Source organism: Bradyrhizobium sp. Kon37, assembly GCF_055807535.1.
In genome coordinates this window covers 151,072-169,272 of record NZ_JBVVOY010000006.1, presented here as the reverse complement: position 1 = coordinate 169,272, position 18,201 = coordinate 151,072, and the positions used below count along the sequence as shown (strand labels likewise).

21 protein-coding genes are annotated in these 18,201 nt (G+C 64.4%); 13 read left to right on the top strand and 8 right to left on the bottom strand.

Going from position 1 to position 18,201, the window contains the following annotated elements; genetic code table 11:
* The first annotated feature begins 66 nt into the window (after positions 1–66).
* Entirely contained in the window at positions 67–231 is a 165-nt protein-coding gene (locus AC0L3J_RS15725) for a DUF3309 family protein (protein ID WP_081747975.1), read from the top strand.
* A gap of 212 nt (positions 232–443) precedes the next feature.
* Positions 444–737, top strand: coding sequence for a hypothetical protein (locus AC0L3J_RS15720; protein ID WP_007596188.1), 294 nt, complete (start codon positions 444–446; stop codon positions 735–737).
* A 110-nt stretch (positions 738–847) separates the two neighbouring features.
* Here AC0L3J_RS15720 and AC0L3J_RS15715 read toward each other — a convergent pair whose 3' ends face one another.
* A complete protein-coding gene (locus AC0L3J_RS15715) occupies positions 848–1,405 on the bottom strand; it encodes a DUF4112 domain-containing protein (RefSeq protein ID WP_473294537.1) in 558 nt (185 codons plus the stop codon).
* Positions 1,406–1,466: 61 nt separating this feature from the next.
* Entirely contained in the window at positions 1,467–1,892 is a 426-nt protein-coding gene (locus AC0L3J_RS15710; protein ID WP_473347591.1) for a DUF5413 family protein, read from the bottom strand.
* A 133-nt stretch (positions 1,893–2,025) separates the two neighbouring features.
* Between AC0L3J_RS15710 and AC0L3J_RS15705 the strand changes: the two genes are divergently transcribed.
* The 3 genes from AC0L3J_RS15705 to AC0L3J_RS15695 all read left to right on the top strand — a co-directional run bounded on the left by AC0L3J_RS15705 (position 2,026) and on the right by AC0L3J_RS15695 (position 3,068).
* Positions 2,026–2,271, top strand: coding sequence for a hypothetical protein (locus AC0L3J_RS15705; RefSeq protein ID WP_473347590.1), 246 nt, complete (start codon positions 2,026–2,028; stop codon positions 2,269–2,271).
* Positions 2,272–2,308: 37 nt separating this feature from the next.
* The gene (locus AC0L3J_RS15700; RefSeq protein WP_473294535.1) at positions 2,309–2,536 is read left to right on the top strand and encodes a hypothetical protein; all 228 of its coding nucleotides are present in this window, start codon (positions 2,309–2,311) and stop codon (positions 2,534–2,536) included.
* Positions 2,537–2,795: 259 nt separating this feature from the next.
* Positions 2,796–3,068, top strand: a complete 273-nt coding sequence (locus tag AC0L3J_RS15695) for a hypothetical protein (protein WP_473347589.1) — start codon at positions 2,796–2,798, stop codon at positions 3,066–3,068.
* Between the two features lie 158 nt (positions 3,069–3,226).
* Here the strand turns inward: AC0L3J_RS15695 and AC0L3J_RS15690 are convergent, their stop codons facing one another.
* The gene (locus AC0L3J_RS15690; protein WP_473347588.1) at positions 3,227–4,852 is read right to left on the bottom strand and encodes a hypothetical protein; all 1,626 of its coding nucleotides are present in this window, start codon (positions 4,850–4,852) and stop codon (positions 3,227–3,229) included.
* Positions 4,853–4,889: 37 nt separating this feature from the next.
* Positions 4,890–6,182 carry an adenylosuccinate synthase gene (locus AC0L3J_RS15685; protein ID WP_473347587.1) on the bottom strand — a complete coding sequence of 431 codons (1,293 nt, stop codon included), beginning with the start codon at positions 6,180–6,182 and terminating at the stop codon, positions 4,890–4,892.
* A gap of 365 nt (positions 6,183–6,547) precedes the next feature.
* Between AC0L3J_RS15685 and AC0L3J_RS15680 the strand changes: the two genes are divergently transcribed.
* Positions 6,548–7,480, top strand: a complete 933-nt coding sequence (locus AC0L3J_RS15680) for a DMT family transporter (protein WP_456769822.1) — start codon at positions 6,548–6,550, stop codon at positions 7,478–7,480.
* A 27-nt stretch (positions 7,481–7,507) separates the two neighbouring features.
* Here AC0L3J_RS15680 and AC0L3J_RS15675 read toward each other — a convergent pair whose 3' ends face one another.
* Both AC0L3J_RS15675 and AC0L3J_RS15670 read right to left on the bottom strand, forming a co-directional pair.
* The gene (locus tag AC0L3J_RS15675; RefSeq protein WP_473347586.1) at positions 7,508–7,912 is read right to left on the bottom strand and encodes a VOC family protein; all 405 of its coding nucleotides are present in this window, start codon (positions 7,910–7,912) and stop codon (positions 7,508–7,510) included.
* Between the two features lie 87 nt (positions 7,913–7,999).
* Positions 8,000–8,404 (bottom strand): hypothetical protein, encoded by a 405-nt coding sequence (locus AC0L3J_RS15670; RefSeq protein ID WP_456768083.1) that lies wholly within the window; start codon positions 8,402–8,404, stop codon positions 8,000–8,002.
* Positions 8,405–8,477: 73 nt separating this feature from the next.
* Between AC0L3J_RS15670 and AC0L3J_RS15665 the strand changes: the two genes are divergently transcribed.
* Positions 8,478–9,083: a TetR/AcrR family transcriptional regulator gene (locus AC0L3J_RS15665; protein ID WP_473347585.1), complete on the top strand. Its 606-nt coding sequence runs from the start codon at positions 8,478–8,480 to the stop codon at positions 9,081–9,083.
* A gap of 17 nt (positions 9,084–9,100) precedes the next feature.
* Here the strand turns inward: AC0L3J_RS15665 and AC0L3J_RS15660 are convergent, their stop codons facing one another.
* Entirely contained in the window at positions 9,101–9,490 is a 390-nt protein-coding gene (locus AC0L3J_RS15660; protein ID WP_473347584.1) for a DUF1330 domain-containing protein, read from the bottom strand.
* A 105-nt stretch (positions 9,491–9,595) separates the two neighbouring features.
* On the opposite strand from AC0L3J_RS15660, the gene AC0L3J_RS15655 reads away from it, so the two are divergent.
* Both AC0L3J_RS15655 and AC0L3J_RS15650 read left to right on the top strand, forming a co-directional pair.
* Complete coding sequence (locus AC0L3J_RS15655; protein WP_473347583.1) at positions 9,596–10,531, top strand: DMT family transporter; 936 nt, start codon at positions 9,596–9,598, stop codon at positions 10,529–10,531.
* A gap of 97 nt (positions 10,532–10,628) precedes the next feature.
* Positions 10,629–11,606, top strand: a complete 978-nt coding sequence (locus tag AC0L3J_RS15650) for a Bug family tripartite tricarboxylate transporter substrate binding protein (RefSeq protein WP_027570398.1) — start codon at positions 10,629–10,631, stop codon at positions 11,604–11,606.
* A 121-nt stretch (positions 11,607–11,727) separates the two neighbouring features.
* Here AC0L3J_RS15650 and AC0L3J_RS15645 read toward each other — a convergent pair whose 3' ends face one another.
* Complete coding sequence (locus AC0L3J_RS15645; protein WP_473347582.1) at positions 11,728–13,413, bottom strand: methyl-accepting chemotaxis protein; 1,686 nt, start codon at positions 13,411–13,413, stop codon at positions 11,728–11,730.
* Positions 13,414–13,663: 250 nt separating this feature from the next.
* Here AC0L3J_RS15645 and AC0L3J_RS15640 point away from each other — a divergent pair, with 250 nt between their 5' ends.
* The 4 genes from AC0L3J_RS15640 to AC0L3J_RS15625 all read left to right on the top strand — a co-directional run bounded on the left by AC0L3J_RS15640 (position 13,664) and on the right by AC0L3J_RS15625 (position 18,124).
* Positions 13,664–14,707: a C-terminal binding protein gene (locus tag AC0L3J_RS15640; protein ID WP_456768078.1), complete on the top strand. Its 1,044-nt coding sequence runs from the start codon at positions 13,664–13,666 to the stop codon at positions 14,705–14,707.
* An 88-nt stretch (positions 14,708–14,795) separates the two neighbouring features.
* On the top strand, positions 14,796–16,139 hold the full coding sequence (locus AC0L3J_RS15635) for an ABC transporter substrate-binding protein (RefSeq protein WP_473347581.1): 1,344 nt from the start codon (positions 14,796–14,798) through the stop codon (positions 16,137–16,139).
* Positions 16,140–16,278: 139 nt separating this feature from the next.
* Positions 16,279–17,235 (top strand): carbohydrate ABC transporter permease, encoded by a 957-nt coding sequence (locus AC0L3J_RS15630; RefSeq protein ID WP_027519956.1) that lies wholly within the window; start codon positions 16,279–16,281, stop codon positions 17,233–17,235.
* Positions 17,228–18,124: a carbohydrate ABC transporter permease gene (locus tag AC0L3J_RS15625; RefSeq protein WP_473347580.1), complete on the top strand. Its 897-nt coding sequence runs from the start codon at positions 17,228–17,230 to the stop codon at positions 18,122–18,124. The genes AC0L3J_RS15630 and AC0L3J_RS15625 overlap by 8 nt, the downstream gene beginning before the upstream one ends.
* Positions 18,125–18,201: the final 77 nt, after the last annotated feature.

The window sequence follows — 18,201 nt, the reverse complement described above, 5'->3', positions numbered from 1 at the left end:
GATGTGCTTTTCTTCCCTGGTGGTGCGGCCGGCCATGGCTTTGCGGCGGCCGCCAGGGAGGATGCCATGACGCTTGGGACCATCCTGATCATCCTGGTGATCATTTATCTCGTCGGCGGCCTGTCGGGCCGCGTCGGTGGCTACGGCTACGGAATGGGTCATTCCGGCATGGGGATCGGCGGCCTTGTCCTGGTGGTGCTGCTCGTGCTGCTGCTCCTTGGCAAGCTATAAACCATTCAAGTCATTGACATTACTGCGATTTTAAGCCTTGCGGAGCTGCCATGCGCGGATTCATCATCTCGCATCGCGGGGGTCGCAATTTTGTCAAAACGGGCTATATTAGAGGACGAAAATGACATGTGCGGCGCCCACTCCAATGGTGGCCTCTGCCCGTCCCAACCCCACGCGCTTAAAGCCCCAGAGAGATCACGAGGTCTTTGACCATGCGTCCACTGCGTCCGTTCAACTTCAACACTTCCGCCGAACTCTTCCCCGCTGCGATCCGCAAGAAGAAGCGTGCAGGCTTCACCTATCGCCGGTTCGGCACCGCGGCCGAAGCCGTCCAGTTCGCGATGGAGCAGTTGCCGACGGACTCGCTGAACGGCGCCTATCTCCAGGTCGAGGAAGCGCGCTTCGACCAGAACGGCATCCGCTCGCTGTATGAGAGCGAAGCCTTCCCGCTGCCCCGCCACCGCAAGCCGGTGGAAGCCAGCACCGACGCCGCCGACGCGGCATAAATTTTCGTAACGCGCTCCGATGTGCGCTGAAAGCGCGATGGCCGAAAGGCCGTCGCGCTTTTTGCGTTTTGGGCAGTGTCAGTCTTGGGGAGTGTCAGACTTGGGGAGTGTCAGATGCGAGGCTGCTTGTCGAGCCAGCGGCGAAGCAGGCGCACGTTGCGCATGTTGGCACGGAACATGACGTCGAAGGCGTCGCCCGCGAACGGCACAATTCCCACAACGCCGTCGAGGGCGACATTGCCGAGCATGCGCGCGGTGATGTACCAGGGCGCCCCGAGCGCCCTCGCCTCTCGCACCAGCCAGAGCGAGATCGCGGTGGTGATGATGTCGCCGACGACGGGGATCAGTCCGATCAAGCCGTCGATGCCATAGCGGATATTGGTTCCGGGCAGCACGAAGGCGACGTCGAGCAGCTTTGCGATTGCCTCGATCCGCGCGATCCGCTGCTCGCGCGTCAGATTGCCAAACGGGTTGCCGGCGAAGGGACTGTCCTTCCCGAACTCGAAGCGAAACTCGCGAAAGCCCTGCTCCAGCGTTTCGGGCCGGATCTCGCGACCGTCCTGATCGATGATCGGTCCACGCCCCTCGGTGCCCGAAGAGGCCGCACCCGGGCGGCTTCCCGAACGGGAGCGACGTGGAGCAAGGATATCGTCATCGGACATGGTCATGGCCTGTAGGGAACGCGCCAGCGCGGCGGAGGTTGCTGCGGCGTGATCGAAGGTCGCGCCCTCAAGTCTGTGCTGCCGCCGGCTGGGGCTCCGGGACATATCTATGCACGAGCCAGGATGAAATCACCGCCGGCACGAACCCGACGAGGCCGTACAGGATGAACTGCACCGCGCCCGAATCCGGCCCGCGCGAGCTGTAGGTCAGCGAGGCCAGGATGAAGGCGAACACGCCGACCAGCAGCATCCGCAGCACCGGGCCGATCCGGCGGATGTGGACCAGGATGTCGTCGACCGCACCGATCATAAGCGAGGGCAGGAAGCCGAACAGATAGCTGTATTGCAGGGACTTGAAGAACACCGCGAACAGCTTGCCGACCTCAGCGAGATTGGTCTGGGTCCAATAGCCGGACTGATAGGTCGTCGTCAGCAGCAGCAGGAACCCGCCCACGAACGGGCCGACCAGCGCAAACACAAGATAGCGTTTCATCAGGCACCCTCATCCTTCGCCCCGTTATAGCAGCGCCGCGGGAACCTTGAATAGCGGGAGGTGCGGGCTCCGCGCTGGGAACAAGCGGCATAGCGACGGACTTGAAACTCACCTGTCAGATTTGGAGCCGCCGATGTCCCGCAAACTGTTCTTCCTGGCGACGATCGCGCTGACGGCCGTCAGCGGCTTGTCGAACGCGCCCGCTTTCGCGCAAGGCCATATGGGTACGCCGCAGGAGCAGAAGGCCTGTTCGCGGGACGCCTCGCGCTTCTGCCGCAAGGACCTCGGCAACGACATGGCGGTGCAAGGCTGCTTGCAAGCCAACCGGGCCAAGCTGTCGCGGTCTTGCAGCAAGGTGTTTCAGAGCCACGGCATGTGAGGACCGGAACCATCCCCGGATAATGGAGAGTGAAGCCATGTTGCGCGACGAACAGCTCTCGATTCTCAGGGACATCAGCCAGTCCATCGCGTTTGCCGACGACCGGCACGGCAAGATAGGCGAGCTGATCGCCGACGGTTACGTGATGAAGGACGGCGATCTGTTCGAGCTCACGGCAAAGGGCGTTACGGCGGTCGAAGAGCACGCAGCGCTTGGCGCAAGCGATACGGAACAAGCGAGCGTATCCTCCGATCGATTGATCTGATCGCACGCGAGTGGCATTGTGCGTGACGTGCGCGCAACAATTGCGAATTCCTTTTCGCCTGCCATTGCAGCCGCGTGACAATGGCGCATACTTGATTCGGGCGGCGCAGCACTTTTCGATTCGAACATCACGAGAGATCGAGCGACCACATCCGGGATTGAGGTCCCGGCGTGAAGGCTGTGACATGCGGCAGATCAAGCCGCGTGCGGCGCCCCAAAACCAAGTGGCTCAACCCACGGAACTCGGGGACGCATTCCGCATGACACGCAACCAGACCATCGCAACTCTCTTCGCCGTCACAACCGCAGCCATCGCTTTCCAGACATCGCCCGGCCTTTCCTTCTCGTCCGAAGCGCAGCAGATGTGCTCCGGCGATGCCATGCGGCTGTGCTCGAGCGAGATCCCCGACATCCCCAGGATCAGGGCCTGCATGGTGCAGAAGAAAGCTCAGGTCAGCCCCGGCTGCCGCGCCGTGATGGACCGCGAGCACGCCGCCGCGACATCGCGCAAGCGGGAAGCGACGGCGCAGTAGAGAGAGCGTAGCTGCGGCATCCCTCGAGACGCCCGCCCAAGGGGCGGGCCCTCAGGATGAGGTCTCGTTTCGCGGCGAGATATCAAACCCTCATGGTGAGGAGCCCGCCAAGGCGGGCGTCTCGAACCATGCGGGCCGAGGTCTCACGGTTTAGAGATCTAATCGCCCCACTGCGCGAAGGCGTCGTTGAAGGCGCGCTCGCCGGGAGCGCCCTTCTCGATGGCGATGATGGCGCGGCGCTGGTTGGCGTAGACCAGGGGCACGTCGAACCAGGAGCGCTCCTTCAGGAGCTGGACGTTCCGGCTGCGGTCGGCGTCGACGTTGGAGAGGCCGACCAGGAAGAAGCCGTCGGTGACTTTGACCGCGAGGCCTGCGAGCGGCGTGCCGCGTGCCTGCTCGTTCGACTTCATCAGGATGCCCGGCACGTTGGCGACGCCGCCGCCCGAAAAGTCCGCCGGCAGGACGAAGGTCAGCTCCGCGGTGTGGCTCGCCGGCAGCGAGGAGTCGGTGTTGCGGCGGAACGACATCGTCATCTTGAACTTGCGGTCGGGGATCTCGATGTCGGCGCGCACGGCGACGTCGGCCTTCTGGTTGCCCGACGCCTTGATCGGCTCGAGCCGCCACACCACCGAGCCGACATATTGTTTGCCCTTCGGATCGGATGGATCCTCGTCGTAGAGCACGACCTTCTGCGCCACCGGCGCGACCGGCTGGTCGCTGGCCGAGGGCTGGCCGACGCGATCCGGAATCTTGGGCCTGCTCTGCGGCTGCGACGAATCCCTGGGCGCCTCCACCACCTGCGTCGGCGAAGACTTCAACAGGTTGGTCGCGGTCTGAACCAGCTGCTTGCCCCAGAGGATGCCGGCACCGACCAGGATCAGCACAATGCCGACGGCGATCGCGCTCTTGAACGGAAACACGGAGCCGGTGCGGGCGCGCTTCTTCTTGGGTTCGCGGTCGAGAACGGGGATGTGCGGACGTTGCGACGGCGGCTGCGACTGCGGCGCGTAGCGCTCGGCCTCCTCGATCGATTCGTCGTAGGAGTAGGGCGCGTCCGTCCCGGCGGCGCGATTTTCCAGGCTCGGCTCGAGCCGGTCGAATTCCGGCGAGGGCGACGGCACGTTGGCGTAGGTGCGGCGCGCCGCGCGGTTGGCCTGCGCGGCGGCGCCGCCGAGATCGTTGGCGTCGGCCGTAATGTCGCGGAAGCCGCGCACGCCCGGTGCCGGCGGCAGCGGCGGCGGGGGTCCCATGTCCGGCGGACGGCGCCCACCGGCGCGATCACGTCCGGCCGGCGGAGGCTCCGGCATCGACGGCGGTGCCGACGGACCCTGCGGCCGCGGCGCGTCGAAACGCGGAGCCCGCGGCGCACGCGGGGCGTCGCCCTGGTCATCGACGTTGAAGGAGGGCCGGTCGGCGCGCGGCGGCGGCGGAGCCGGACGGGCGCGCGGCGGGGCAGAAGTTTGGGGCGCGGGCGCATTGCCCTCGGTGGCGCGGGTGCTGGCGCGGCGGAAGGCATCGCCGCTGCCGCTGCTGCGCGCGCCGCCACCGGGGCGCGAGGCCTCGCGGGCACGCTGGGCGGCCTCTGATTCGACCTTGCGGACGGCCTCTTCCAGCGAGAGCCGCTCGCGGGTGATCTCGGATTCGGAGAGCGGCGGCTGCACGCTGCGCAGTTGCGCGATCAGCGCCGTGCGCGCCCGCTCGTAGAGCGCGCGACGGCTCTCGCCGGGAGCGTTGGGGTCCAGGGCGGCAATAGCGCGGGCGATCAGCGGATAGTAATCAGCCATTTCTACTCAATTATACGCGCGTCCCGGTAAGAGATCGTTAAGCCTCAAACGGATTTTGTACCAGGATAGTATCCTCGCGTTCGGGGCTGGTGGAAAGCAGTGCGACCGGGCACCCCACCAATTCCTCGATCCGGCGGACATATTTGATCGCCTGGGCCGGCAGCTGGGCCCAGGACCGCGCATTGGCGGTCGGCTCCTTCCAGCCTTCGATGGTCTCGTAGATCGGCTCGACCCGGGCCTGGGCGCCCTCGCCCGCCGGGAAATGATCGATCTCCTTGCCGTCGAGCTTGTAGCCGGTGCAGACCTCGATCGTGTCGAACCCGTCGAGAATGTCGAGCTTGGTCAGCGCCAGACCGTTGATGCCGCAGGTCCGGACCGCCTGGCGAACCAGAACCGCATCGAACCAGCCGCAGCGGCGGGGCCGCCCAGTATTGGTGCCGAACTCGCGGCCGCGCTCGCCGATCTTGCGGCCGATCGGGTTGTCCTGCTCGGTCGGGAACGGGCCCTGGCCGACGCGGGTCGTATAGGCCTTGCAGAGGCCGAGCACATAGCCGACCGCGGCGGGGCCGAGGCCCGAGCCGGTCGCGGCCTGCGCCGCCACCGTGTTGGACGAGGTGACGTAAGGGTACGTGCCGTGATCGACGTCGAGCAGCGCGCCTTGCGCGCCCTCGAACAGCATGCGCTTGCCGGCGCGCCGTTCGATATCGAGCAACCGCCACACCGTCTCGGCATAGGGCAGGAGCTGCGGCGCGAGCGCAGTCAATTCCTTCAGGATCTCCTTGCCGTCGAACTCCGGCAGGCCGAGTCCGCGGCGCAATGCATTGTGATGCGCCAGCAGCCGGTCGATCTTGTGCGGCAGCGTATCGAGATCGGCGAGGTCCATCAGGCGGATGGCGCGGCGGCCGACCTTGTCCTCGTAGGCCGGGCCGATGCCGCGGCGGGTGGTGCCGATCGCGGTCGCCGCATTGGCGGATTCGCGATGCGCGTCGAGTTCGCGGTGCAGCGGCAGGATCAGGGTGACGTTCTCGGCAACCCGCAGATTGTCCGGGCTGACCGCGACGCCCTGCGACCGCAGCTTGGTGACCTCGTCGAGGAAGGCGGCGGGATCGAACACGACGCCGTTGCCGATCACCGACAGCTTCTGCTCGCGCAGCACGCCCGAGGGCAGCAGCGCCAGCTTGTAGGTCTTGCCGTTGATCACCAGCGTGTGGCCGGCGTTATGGCCGCCCTGGAAACGGACGACGATGTCCGCCTGCTCCGACAACCAGTCGACGATCTTGCCCTTTCCTTCGTCGCCCCACTGGGCGCCGACGACGACAACATTGGCCATTCGCGGGTAATCCCTATGCAATCTGTTAGATGCGCCCAGCCCAATCACGGCCGGGGCCGCTCGAACGCGAGGCAGCCAACCGGATAAAGGATGCAGCCCCTCTAGGCAAGCAAGAACGGGACTTTTTCGAGGCCGTGAGCGCACTCCAACCCTTTGATATCCCCTGAAAATCCAGAAACCTTCGCGACCGGTGCAATGCTTCGACCAAAGCGTGAGAGGCTGCTTCCGCCGCTGCATGGTCGCGATGCATCCGGCCCCCGTTGATGCAACCTCGATTTCCGTGTCTTTGAACGGGCCGGGTCCGAACCGGCCCGGGTGCCGCCGGGCTGGAGGCTTGGCGCATGACGCGGGGCCACAACACTCCAATGTCCGCCACCGACGAGACCACCGGCGCTGCCACGTCGGCCCAGAACTGGATCGCCAACCAGCCTTATCTGCTGCTCAGCATCACTGCGCTGTGCTGGGCCGGCAATGCCATCGTCGGACGGCTCGCCGCCGGTCACATCCCGCCGGTGACGCTGTCGTTCCTGCGCTGGTTCTTCGCCTTCCTGCTGGTGCTGCCGTTCGCCTGGAAACACCTTGCGCAGGACTGGCCCGCGATCCGCGGCAAGATCGGCCTGATGGTCACGCTCTCGATCACCGGCATCGGCGCCTTCAACACGCTGCAATATTGGGCGCTGGAGCATACGCAGGCGCTCAACACGTTGCTACTTCAGTCAGCGGCGCCGCTCGTCGTGGCGCTGTGGTCGCTCGCCATCCTCGGCATCAGGCTCACCGTGGCGCAGGCCTTCGGCGTGCTGCTGTCGATGTGCGGCGTGCTGATCATCCTGCTGCATGGCGATTTCACCACGCTGTCGAACATCGACTTCAACAAGGGCGACCTCATCTTCGTCGTCGCGCTGATCATCTTCGCGCTCTATTCGGTGCTGACCTTGAAGCGGCCGCCGATGCACGGCCTGTCGTTCCTCGCCTTCACGTTCGGCTGTGGTGCTGCCTGTCTCATTCCGCTGGAGATCTGGGAATTGTCCGCGCGCCCCGTGATGAAGCTCGACGGGCCGAACCTCCTGACCCTGTTCTATGTTGCGGTGTTCCCCTCGACGCTCGCCTATCTCTGCTTCAATCGCGGTGTCCGGCTGATCGGCGCAAACCGCGCGGCGCCGTTCTTCCATGTCGTGCCGGTGTTCGGCTCGATCATGGCAATGGCATTTCTGGGCGAGCACCCCCAGGCGTTCCACTTCATCGGCTTCGCGCTGGTGCTGGCGGGCGTGTTCGTGGCGTCACGAAAGCAGGCGAGCTAGGCTTGGGGCTCGGTTCGATCGCCGCGATCAAGCGTTTGCCGACGGGTTCATCCACACCATCTCCCAAACATAGCCATCCGGGTCTTCAATGTGTCGGTTGTACATGAAGCCGAGATCCTGCGCCGGATTGGGATCGGCGCGACCGCCCGCAGCCACCGCGCGGGCCAGCGTTGCATCGACGGCATCGCGGTCGTCGACCGTCAGGGCGAACATAGACTGGCTGTGGCGCCGCGCGTCGCCGATCTCGCGTTGGGTGAATTCACGATACTGGTCGTGGGTCAGCAGCATCACGCCGATCGCATCCGTGAACATGAGCGAGGTCGAATTTGCTCCGGAGAATTGAGGGTTCACCGCGCCACCCAGCGCTACGTAGAACGCCGTCGAGGCGGCGAGGTCGCGTACAGGCAGGTTGACGAGAATCATCTTGGACATTGCTTTTCCTTCGAAAGCGACTGCAAGCCGCGCCAGGGTCTGTCATTGGGAACGGAGAGCTCTCAACACTCCTCCCCGAAACTGCATTCAAATGTAGCGCGCGGCGCCCATGCAGAGCGCGGCGATGCCCAGCAGGCCCGCCGCCGCACGTTGGGCGGCGGCGATACGTGCACGGAGGTCCTCCGGCTTGCCGGCGCCGCGACGCAGGGCCACGAGCGCACGGGGACCGATGACCGCCTGAACACCCGCCGCGATCAGTGCGCAGACAGCACCGACCGCGAGCACCTGCTCGGTCGTGCCGAAGCTGTGGGAATGAACGAGATGCCCGAGATAACCGCCGGTCAGGATGGCAATCGTCGCCGCGCCGAGTTGTGGAAAGACCAGTTGCTCACCGCCAACTCCGCCGATGCGGGCCAGCGCAAAGCTTGATCCCGCCCAGAACACGGACGACAACACATGAAGTGACAAGGCGATCACGAGGGCAGTCTGCATGGCAAGCTCCGAACTGGCTTCTAAATTCGATATACTACATGTATAGTCAATACGTCAACAGAATGGCGAGGCGATGCCTAAGCGCAATTATGTGAGCTCCGCGCGGGCTTCCGCGGCGGCGGCGACGCGCGAGCGCATCATCGCGGCCGGCGCGCGACTCCTGCGCGAGGACGCGAGCATTGCGAACTTCTCCCTCGACGTCGTTGCGAAGGCGGCCGGCGTCACGCGGTTGACCGTCTACAACCAGTTCGGATCGCGGCGGGGATTGCTGGAGGCCGTGTTCGACGACATCGCGCACCAGGGCGGACTGTTCGAACTGGCCGGGGTGATGACGATGGCGGATCCGCGCGCCGCGCTCGACCGCGTCATCGAAATCTTCTGTACGTTCTGGGGACGCGATCCCGCCATCGGCGGGCTCAACCAGGCCATCGCGACCGATCCGGAATTCGGCGAGGCGCTGATCGAGCGTAACGAGCGACGGCGCGAATTGCTGACCACGCTGCTGTCGCGGATCGTCGGCAAGCACGCGGCAAAGCGCGCCATGCGGGACACGGTCGATCTAATCTTCGTGCTGACGAGTTATCCGACTTTTGCAGCGCTGAGCCGGCAGCGGTCGACGGAGGAGGTCTGCCGCCTGCTGCAGACGGCGTGTCACGCGGCTATAGACGGACTGAAGTAAGACGGCGGCAGGCGGCGCTATTTCGTCTTGAACTTGCTGTACGCTTCGTTCATCGCAATGATGACGTGCTCGGCGCAGGCGTTGACGCGGTGCGGATCGGCCTCGCTCTCGTAGGCCTCCGACGTCATCATGTCGATGAAGGCCGCAACTGTGGGATAATGGACCAGCGCCGCGAAATCCCAGTTGTTGCCCTGCTGCGGCCCGAGCGCGACCGCCTTGGCGTCGCCGGTCCAGAGCAACGTGCCGCCGCGCGCCTTGATCATCCGCACTGTGACCGCGCTGTAGCGCAAATAGGCGTCCCAGCCGGAACCGTCGCCGTCGCCGGAGCGCGCGTGGAAGCGCATCAGGTTCAGCATCACCACCGGTGCATGCCGATCGAGCCGCTCCAGGCCATCGATGTTCAACATATTAACCGCCAATGCCGCCTCCTCTGGTCATGCCTGCATTGTAGCATTGCGGCCGCGTGACTTGTGTCACGACATAAATCCGGCGCAAGCTTCTAACCAACGCCAATGACGATCGCTCCGCCCGCGCCACCGGCCTCCAATCCAGCCAGTTGGCTCAACAACCAGCCTTATCTGCTGCTCAGCCTGAGCTCGCTGTTCTGGGCCGGCAACATCGTGCTCGCGCGCCACGTCGGCGCGCATGTGCCGCCGCTGACGGTGACCACGATCCGATGGTTCGGCGTGTTCCTGATCCTGTTGCCGTTCGCCTGGCCGCATTTGAAGCGCGACTGGCCGAATCTGCGCAAGAGCCTGCCGCTGATGCTGTTCCTGTCGCTGGTGGGCTTTGCCTTCAACAACGCGATCTCGTATTGGGCGATGCAGTACACGGAAGCGCTGAACGCGCTGCTGATCCAGTCGGCTGGACCGCTGTTCGTGGCGCTGTGGTCGCTGGTGCTGTTCGGCGTGCGGCTGACCGGTGCGCAGCTCGCCGGCATCGGGATCTCGCTTCTCGGCGTGCTGATCATCATCCTGCGCGGCGATCTCGCTGCGCTCGCGAGCATCAGCTTCAACAGGGGCGACATCATGTTCGCCTCCTCGCTGGTGGCGTTCGGGATCTACTCCGCCTTCATCCCGCGGCGACCGAAGATCCACCAACTCTCCTTTCTCTCCTTCACCACCTGCTGCGGCGCGACGATGCTGCTGCCGACCGCGATCTGGGAAGCCTGGAGCGGCCGCGTCCTGCAATTCGACGGGGTGACGCTGGCGACGCTGGGTTACATCCTGATCTTTCCCTCGACGCTGGCCTATCTGTTCTTCAACCGGGGTGTGGCGCTGATCGGCCCGAATCGCGCCGCGCCGTTCTTCCATCTGGTGCCGGTGTTCGGCTCGGCGATGGCGATCCTGCTGCTCGGCGAAAAGATCCAGCCATTCCACCTGATCGGCTACCTGCTGGTGCTCGCCGGCGTCGTGATCGCCTCGCGCCAGGGCTCTGCGGTGAAGTAATTCCGCACCGCGAGATCTCGCGACAAACTCGCGCCTTCCGATTTCGACGAGGAGACGCTAGGTTCCCCGCCAACGAAAAAAGAGGGAACGAACCGACATGCTTTCAGCGTTGATCCGAAACCTGCGTGCCATCGGCACGGCCGTCCTTTGTCTCGCCGCCGCGTCCGCTGCGCAGGCCGACAACTATCCGAGCCGCAACATCACGCTGGTGCTGCCGTTCGCGGCCGGCAGCGGCACCGACACCACGACGCGGCTGATCTCGCAGCATTTGTCGCAGGCACTCGGCGTCGGCATCGTCATCGAGAACAAGGCGGGCGCCAACGGCATGATCGCCGCCACCTATGTCGCGCGCGCCGCGCCCGACGGCTACACGCTGCTGGTGACCACCAACACCACGCATTCGGCCAATCCCTATCTGCTCAAGAGCCTGACCTACGATCCGGTCAAGGACTTCACGCCGATCGCGCGCACGGGCGACCTGCCCTTCATGCTGGTGATCCACCCGGAGGTGCCGGCCAAGACCGTCGGCGAACTCATCGCCTACGGCAAGGCGAATCCGGGCAAGCTGAGCTACGCCTCGGGCTCGTCCTCGGCGATCGTGTCGGGTGCGACCTTTGCGCATAATGCCGGGCTCGACCTCCTGCACGTGCCCTACAAGAGCTCGCCGCCGGCGCTCAACGACGTCATGGGCGGCCGCGTCTCCATGATGTTCGTGGACATCCTGACCGGCCTGCCGCATGTCCAGGGCAACGCGCTACGCGCGCTCGCCGTCACGACGAAGGACCGCTCCTCGCTGGTGCCGAACCTGCCCTCGATGCAGGAGGCCGGCGTGCCGGACTTCGACATCTCGTCGTGGCAGGGCTATTTCGGCCCCGCCGGCATGCCCAAGGAGATCGTGACAAGGCTCAATGCCGAGATCCGGAAGATCGTCGAGAAGCCGGAGATCAAGGCCCAGCTCGCCACCCTCGGCATGGACGCGTTTTCGGGCACGCCGGAGCAGCTCGGCACGTTCGTGAACGAGCAGCTGGTGTTGTGGGAGAAACTGATCCGCGAGGCGGGGATCGAGAAGCAGTAGACCGGTCTCGTAGGGTGGGCAAAGCGAAGCGTGCCCACCGAGAAGTTACCGCGAACTCAAAAAGAAAAGGTGGGCACGACGCTTCGCGTCTTTGCCCACCCTACAAATTCAGTGCAAGAACTTACGCCGCGCGCATCTTGGCGAGGAAGCCGTCGACTGCACTGCGTAGCGCGCCGGATTGGCTGTCGAGCTCGCGGGCGTTGGTGAGCACGTCGCTTGCCGCCGTGCCGGTCGCTTCCGCAGCCGAGGTGACGCTGCCGATATTGGCGTTGATCTCGCTCGAGCCGGCGGCGACCGACTGGATGTTGCGGGCGATCTCGCGGGTCGCCTCGCCCTGCTGCTCGATCGACGCGGAAATGCCCGCGGTGATCTCGCTCATCTCGGCGATGGTCTGGGTGATGCCGCCGATGGCGGCGACCGCATCGCTGGTCGAGGTCTGCATCGCCGCGACCTGGGCGGAGATTTCCTCGGTGGCCTTGGCGGTCTGGTTGGCGAGCGCCTTGACTTCGGAAGCGACGACGGCGAAGCCGCGGCCGGATTCACCGGCACGCGCCGCCTCGATGGTGGCGTTGAGGGCGAGCAGATTGGTCTGCGCCGCGATCGAGTGGATCAGCTTGACCACCTCGCCGATCTTCTCGGCGCCGGTGGAGAGTTCCTGCACCGTGGCATTGGTGCGCTCGGCGTCGTTGACGGCACGGCTCGCCACTTCGGTCGAGCGGGTGACCTGGCGGGAGATCTCCGCAACCGAGCTCGACAGCTCTTCGGCGGCGGCGGCAACCGTGCCGACATTGCCCGACGCTCTCTGCGAGGCCGCGCCGACCGTCGCCGCACGCGAAGAGGCGTCGCTGGCGGTCGCGGTCATAGATTGAGCCGTGGCTTGCATGCCCGTCGCGGCCGAGGAGACCGAGCGGACGATGCCGTTGACGCTGCGTTCGAAGTCGCTGGCGATGCCCTCCATCGCGCTGCGACGTTCCGCCGCGACACGATCCTTGGCATCGGCTTCGGTCTTCTCGAGGTCGCGAATGCGCAGTGCGTTGTCCTTGAAGATCTGGACGGTCGATGCCATCGCGCCGACCTCGTCGCCACGGCCGACGCCGGGAATGTCGCCCTCGAGCTTGCCCTCAGCGAGATCCTTCATGCGGGCTCCGAGCAGAACCAGCGGACCGCTGATGCTGCGGCCGAGCAGCCAGGCGACGCTTCCGGCGACGATGACGATGCCGAACATGGCGAGACCGAGCAGCCAGTAGACCGGGCCCATCTTTGCGTCGATGTCGTCGAGATAGGCGCCGGTGCCGAGATACATCTCGAGTTCGGGAACGGCCACCGCGTAGCCCATCTTCCGGATCAAGCCTTCCTGGCCCGGTTTCGCATATTCATAGGTCAGCAGGATCGAACCGTTAGCCTTCGCGCCGTTCATCAGCTCCCAAGACAGTTTGCGGCCATTGGTCAGAACTTCCATGCGGTTGCTGCCGATCTGCTTCGGATCTGGCGCTAGCTGCGTGATACCGTCATAGGACGTTCCGAAGAGATAACCGGCGCCTTTGTCATAGGTCATCGCGTTGCCGTAGCGGCGAAGATCAGCCATCGCGGCATCCTTCGTCATCTCGCCCGCATCCACCCGCTTCTTCAGCGCCACCGCATAGTTGCGGCCCATGTCGACGATGGCCTTGGCCTGCTCGATGCGCGCGTTCACCATCTCCTGCTTCATCAGATAGCCGGAAAGAACCCCGGAGATGCACAAGCCGAACAAAGTGACGCCGACAAGGATGCCGAGCTTGGGGGCGATCTTCAGATTGCTCAATTTCACGGGATGCTCCGGCAACAAAGGGATAAGGACGCGCGAGGGAATCGATCGCAATTGAATCAACTTTTAGTGGCGAGCCCTTAGCAACCTGTTACGGAGCGCCCCGTAAAAGCCCGGAGAAGACGTCGAACCGGTCGTACAATCGCTCAAACGACAACCGGGAATTGTACGCAACCGGCCCGATTTCGCGTAAAAGACGCAAAGGCCCGCGCGAAGGCGGGTCACAACAAGAAACCAAAATCGGGAGCAGGACATGCCGAAATACAGGATCGTGACGCCGAAGGGCGCGAGCTTCACGGTCGCGAGCAGCGATTATTCCTACGAGCGCGAGGCGCTCGATCCGATCGACGCCGAGATCGTCGAGGCGCCTGCCGACGAAGCCGGGTTCATCGCCGCCGCCAAGACTGCGGACGCCATCTACGCCAAGGGCATCCCGATCACCAAGACCATCATCGACGCGCTGGAGAGCTGCAAGGTCATTACGCTGGGCTCCGTCGGCGTCGACAGCGTCGACATCAAGGCCGCGACCGCGCGCGGCATTCCCGTCACCAACATCCCCGACACCTTCATCGAGGAGGTCGCCGACCATGCCATGATGCTGCTGCTCGCAGGCTTCCGCCGGCTGGTCGAGCAGGACCGGATGGTGCGCAGCGGCCGCTGGGCCGAGGGCAGGCCGGCGTTGTCGAAGATCCCGCGGCTGATGGGCCAGACGCTCGGCTTCATCTCGTTCGGCCGCGTCGCGCGCGCAGTGGCGAAACGCGCAGCTCCGTTCGGCCTGCGGATGATGGCCTACGATCCCTTCATCCAGGAAACGCTGATGTCCGACCACGGCGTGATTCCGGCGACGCTGAACGAGGTGTTGTCGCAATCCGACTTCGTCTCGATGCACGCCCCCGCCCGGCCCGAAGTGCATCACATGCTTACCGAGAAGCACTTCCGGCAGATGAAGAAGGGCTCGGTCTTCATCAACACAGGCCGCGGCGCCACCGTGGACGAGGAAAGCCTGATCAAGGCGCTGCAGGAGGGCTGGATCGCCCATGCCGCCCTCGACGTGCTGGAGAAGGAGCCGCCCTCGCACAACAATCCGTTGCTCGGCATGGAAAACGTCACCCTGACCGCCCATGTCGCCTCCGCCTCGGCACGGTTTGACGAGGCGCGCAAGCGCCGGGTGGGCTACGAATTGTCACTGGTGCTTCAGGGCATGTGGCCGGTAAGCTGCGTCAATCCGTCGGTGCTGCAAGACACCGCGCTCCGCCGCTGGCAGCCTGTCAGCATGGACCGCGGCCCGAACAGCTAGGCGGGACGGCCGCGAAGACGCGCCGGCAACCGGAAAGACCCTTCACCGGCGATCAACGCCGGGAAGGGAAACACATAGGGAGGAACCGATGAGGAACGACATCACACGTCGTGATGCCTTGGCGCTGGGCCTGTCCGCTGCGGCAATCGCGGCAACCGGTGCTCCGGCAAACGCGCAATCCGCGATCAAGGCCGCGGACGTCCCCACACCGAAACTGCCGATCGAGAAAGGCGCATCCCTGCGCATGCTGCGACCGGTCCGCTTCGTCCAGGCCGACGAGGATGTGTTCCGCGCCAATGCGGCAAAATTCACCAAGGAAACGGGCGTCGAGGTCAAGGTCGATTTCGTCGGCTGGGAGGACATCAACCAGCAGACCGCGGTGACCTCGAATTCCGGCGCCGGTCCCGACATCATCATCGGCTTTTCCGACGCACCGCACATCTATGTCGACAAGCTGGTCGAGCTGACCGACGTCGCCGATTATCTCGGCAAACGCTACGGCGGCTGGCTGCCGCTGGCGCAGCGCTACGGCAAGAAGAACAAGAGCCCCATTTGGATCGGGCTGCCGTTCGGAGCCACCGCGGGTCCCGTGATCTACCGCAAGTCGATCCTGCAATCGGTCGGCTTCGACAAGGTGCCGGAAGACCATGCCGGAATCCTCGACCTGTGCCAGAAGCTTCAGAAGGCCGGCAAGCCGGCGGGCTTCGCGCTCGGCAATGCCAAGGGAGACGGCAACGGGTTCGCAAGCTGGGCGCTATGGTCGCACAACGCGGCCCTGCTGGACGAAGAGGGCAACGTCGTCATCAACAGCAAGGAGACCATCGCCGCGCTGAACTGGGTCAAGCAGCTCTACCCGACCTTCATCGCCGGCACGACGTCCTGGAATGACGTCAGCAACAACCGCGCCTACGCCGCGCAGGAGATCGCGCTGACCGCCAACGGCGTCTCGCTGTATTTTTCGCTGAAGAACGATCCGGCGACCAAGGCGATCGCCGACGACAGCGAGCATCAGTTGCTGCCGAAGGGCTTGGCCAAGGTCTCGCCGATGGCGGGCCTGACGCTGAACGCCATGGTATTCAAGCACAGCCAGTATCCCAACGCCGCAAAGGCCTTCCTGCAATACATGCTGGAAAAGGACCAGTACGAGCCTTGGCTCAACGCCAATTCCGGCTACTGGTCCCAGCCGCTGGCCGCCTATGCCGAGGCGGCCGTGTGGTCGCAGGACCCCAAGGTGAAGCTGTTCAAGGACACCATGAACAGCACCTATTACGACGGCTACGCGGGCCCGATTTCGACCGCGACCGGCGCCGTGAGCGCCGACTACGTGCTGATTCAGATGTTCGCATCCGTCGCGACCGGCGCTGCCACACCGGAAGCCGCGGCCGCGGAAGCCGAGCAGCGCTGCAAGCGGTACTTCCGACGGCAGAAGTAAGGCCAGAGCACAAGACGGCCGTCATTGCGAGGAGCGTAGCGACGAAGCAATCCAGACTGCAACCGCGGAAACAGACTGGATTGCCTCGCTTCGCTCGCAATGACGGTGTGGCGGCATTCAACGACAGGACAACGACCCGATGTCCGTGACCACACTTCCCACTCTCGCCCTCGCACGACGGCAGCCCTCCTGGCTGGTGCGCCTGTTCGACTACAAGCCGTTCCTGATCGTGATGTGCCTCGCACCCGCGATCGGGCTGCTCACGGTGTTCCTGACCTATCCGCTGGGTCTTGGCATCTGGCTCGCCTTCACCGACACCACGATCGGCAGAAAAGGCGTCTTCGTCGGTCTGGAGAACTTCCAGTATCTGCTCACCGATTCCCTGTGGTGGAACGCGGTGTTCTACAGCGTGGTCTACACGGGGATCGCGACCTTCGGGAAGTTCGCGCTGGGCTTCTGGCTTGCACTGCTGCTCAACAACCATTTTCCGTTCAAGAGCCTGTTGCGTGCGATCATCCTGATGCCATGGATCGTGCCGACGGTGCTCTCGGCGCTGGCGTTCTGGTGGATCTACGATCCGCAATTCTCAATCATCTCCTACCTGCTGGTCGACGTGCTGCACTGGCGCACCACCAATATCGACTTCCTCGGCTCGCCCTGGCCGGCGCGTTTCTCGCTGATCGCCGCCAACATCTGGCGCGGCATTCCCTTCGTCGCGATCTCGCTGCTGGCCGGTCTGCAGACCATTTCGCCCTCGCTCTACGAGGCCGCGATGCTCGACGGCGCCAGCGCCTGGCAGCGCTTCCGCTACATCACCTTCCCGATGATGATGCCGATCCTCGCCATCGTCATGACCTTCTCGATCATCTTCACTTTCACCGACTTCCAGCTGGTCTACGCCATCACCCGTGGCGGCCCCGGCAACTCGACCCATTTGCTGGCCACGCTGGCCTTCCAGCGCGGCATTGCCGGTGGCGAGCTCGGCGAGGGCGCGGCGATCGCGGTGTCGATGATCCCGTTCCTCGTGTTCGCAACGCTGTTCTCTTATTTCGGCCTGGCGCGCCGCAAATGGCAGCAGGGAGAGAGCAATGACTGATACCGCCGCCCAACCGGCCGCCGTCGCCACCACACCGCCGGACACCATGGCCTGGGATTCCGGGCTGCGGCGGCTGATGATGATCTACCTGCCGCTCGGATGCTTCGTGCTGATCCTCCTGTTTCCGTTCTACTGGATGGCGATCACGTCGTTCAAGCCGAACGCGGAGCTGATGAACTACAAGGAACACAATCCGTTCTGGATCTCCTCGCCGACGCTGGCGCACATCAAGCACCTCTTGTTCAATACCGCCTATCCGCGCTGGCTATGGACGACGATGCTGGTTGCGGTCGGCGCGACCACGCTGTCGCTGATCGCGAGCACGCTGGCCGCCTACGCGATCGAGCGCCTGCGCTTCCGCGGCAGTCCCTATGTCGGCCTCGGCATCTATCTTGCCTATCTCGTGCCGCCGTCGATCCTGTTCATTCCGCTTGCGACCGTGGTCGTGCAGTTCGGCTTGTTCGCTTCACCGCTGGCCCTGATCCTGGTCTACCCGACCTTCCTGGTGCCGTTCTGCACCTGGCTCCTGATCGGCTATTTCAAGTCGATCCCCTACGAGCTCGAGGAATGCGCGCTGGTGGACGGCGCCACACGGCTCCAGATCCTGCGCCGGATCACGCTGCCACTGGCCGTGCCCGGCCTGATCTCGGCTGGCATCTTCTCCTTCACGCTGTCCTGGAACGAGTTCATCTACGCGCTCGCCTTCATCCAGAGCGGCGCCAACAAGACGGTGCCGGTCGCGATCCTGACCGAGCTCGTCACCGGCGACGTCTACCAGTGGGGTGCGCTGATGGCGGGATCGCTGCTCGGCTCGCTGCCGGTTGCGATCTTCTACTCGCTGTTCGTCGATTATTACGTGTCGTCGCTGACGGGGGCGGTCAAGGAGTAACTCGTGGCCGCGCGCAAGCGCAGTGGATCGTGCTATCGTGATAGACTGCTTGCTGCATTGGCCCCACGCTCAATCCT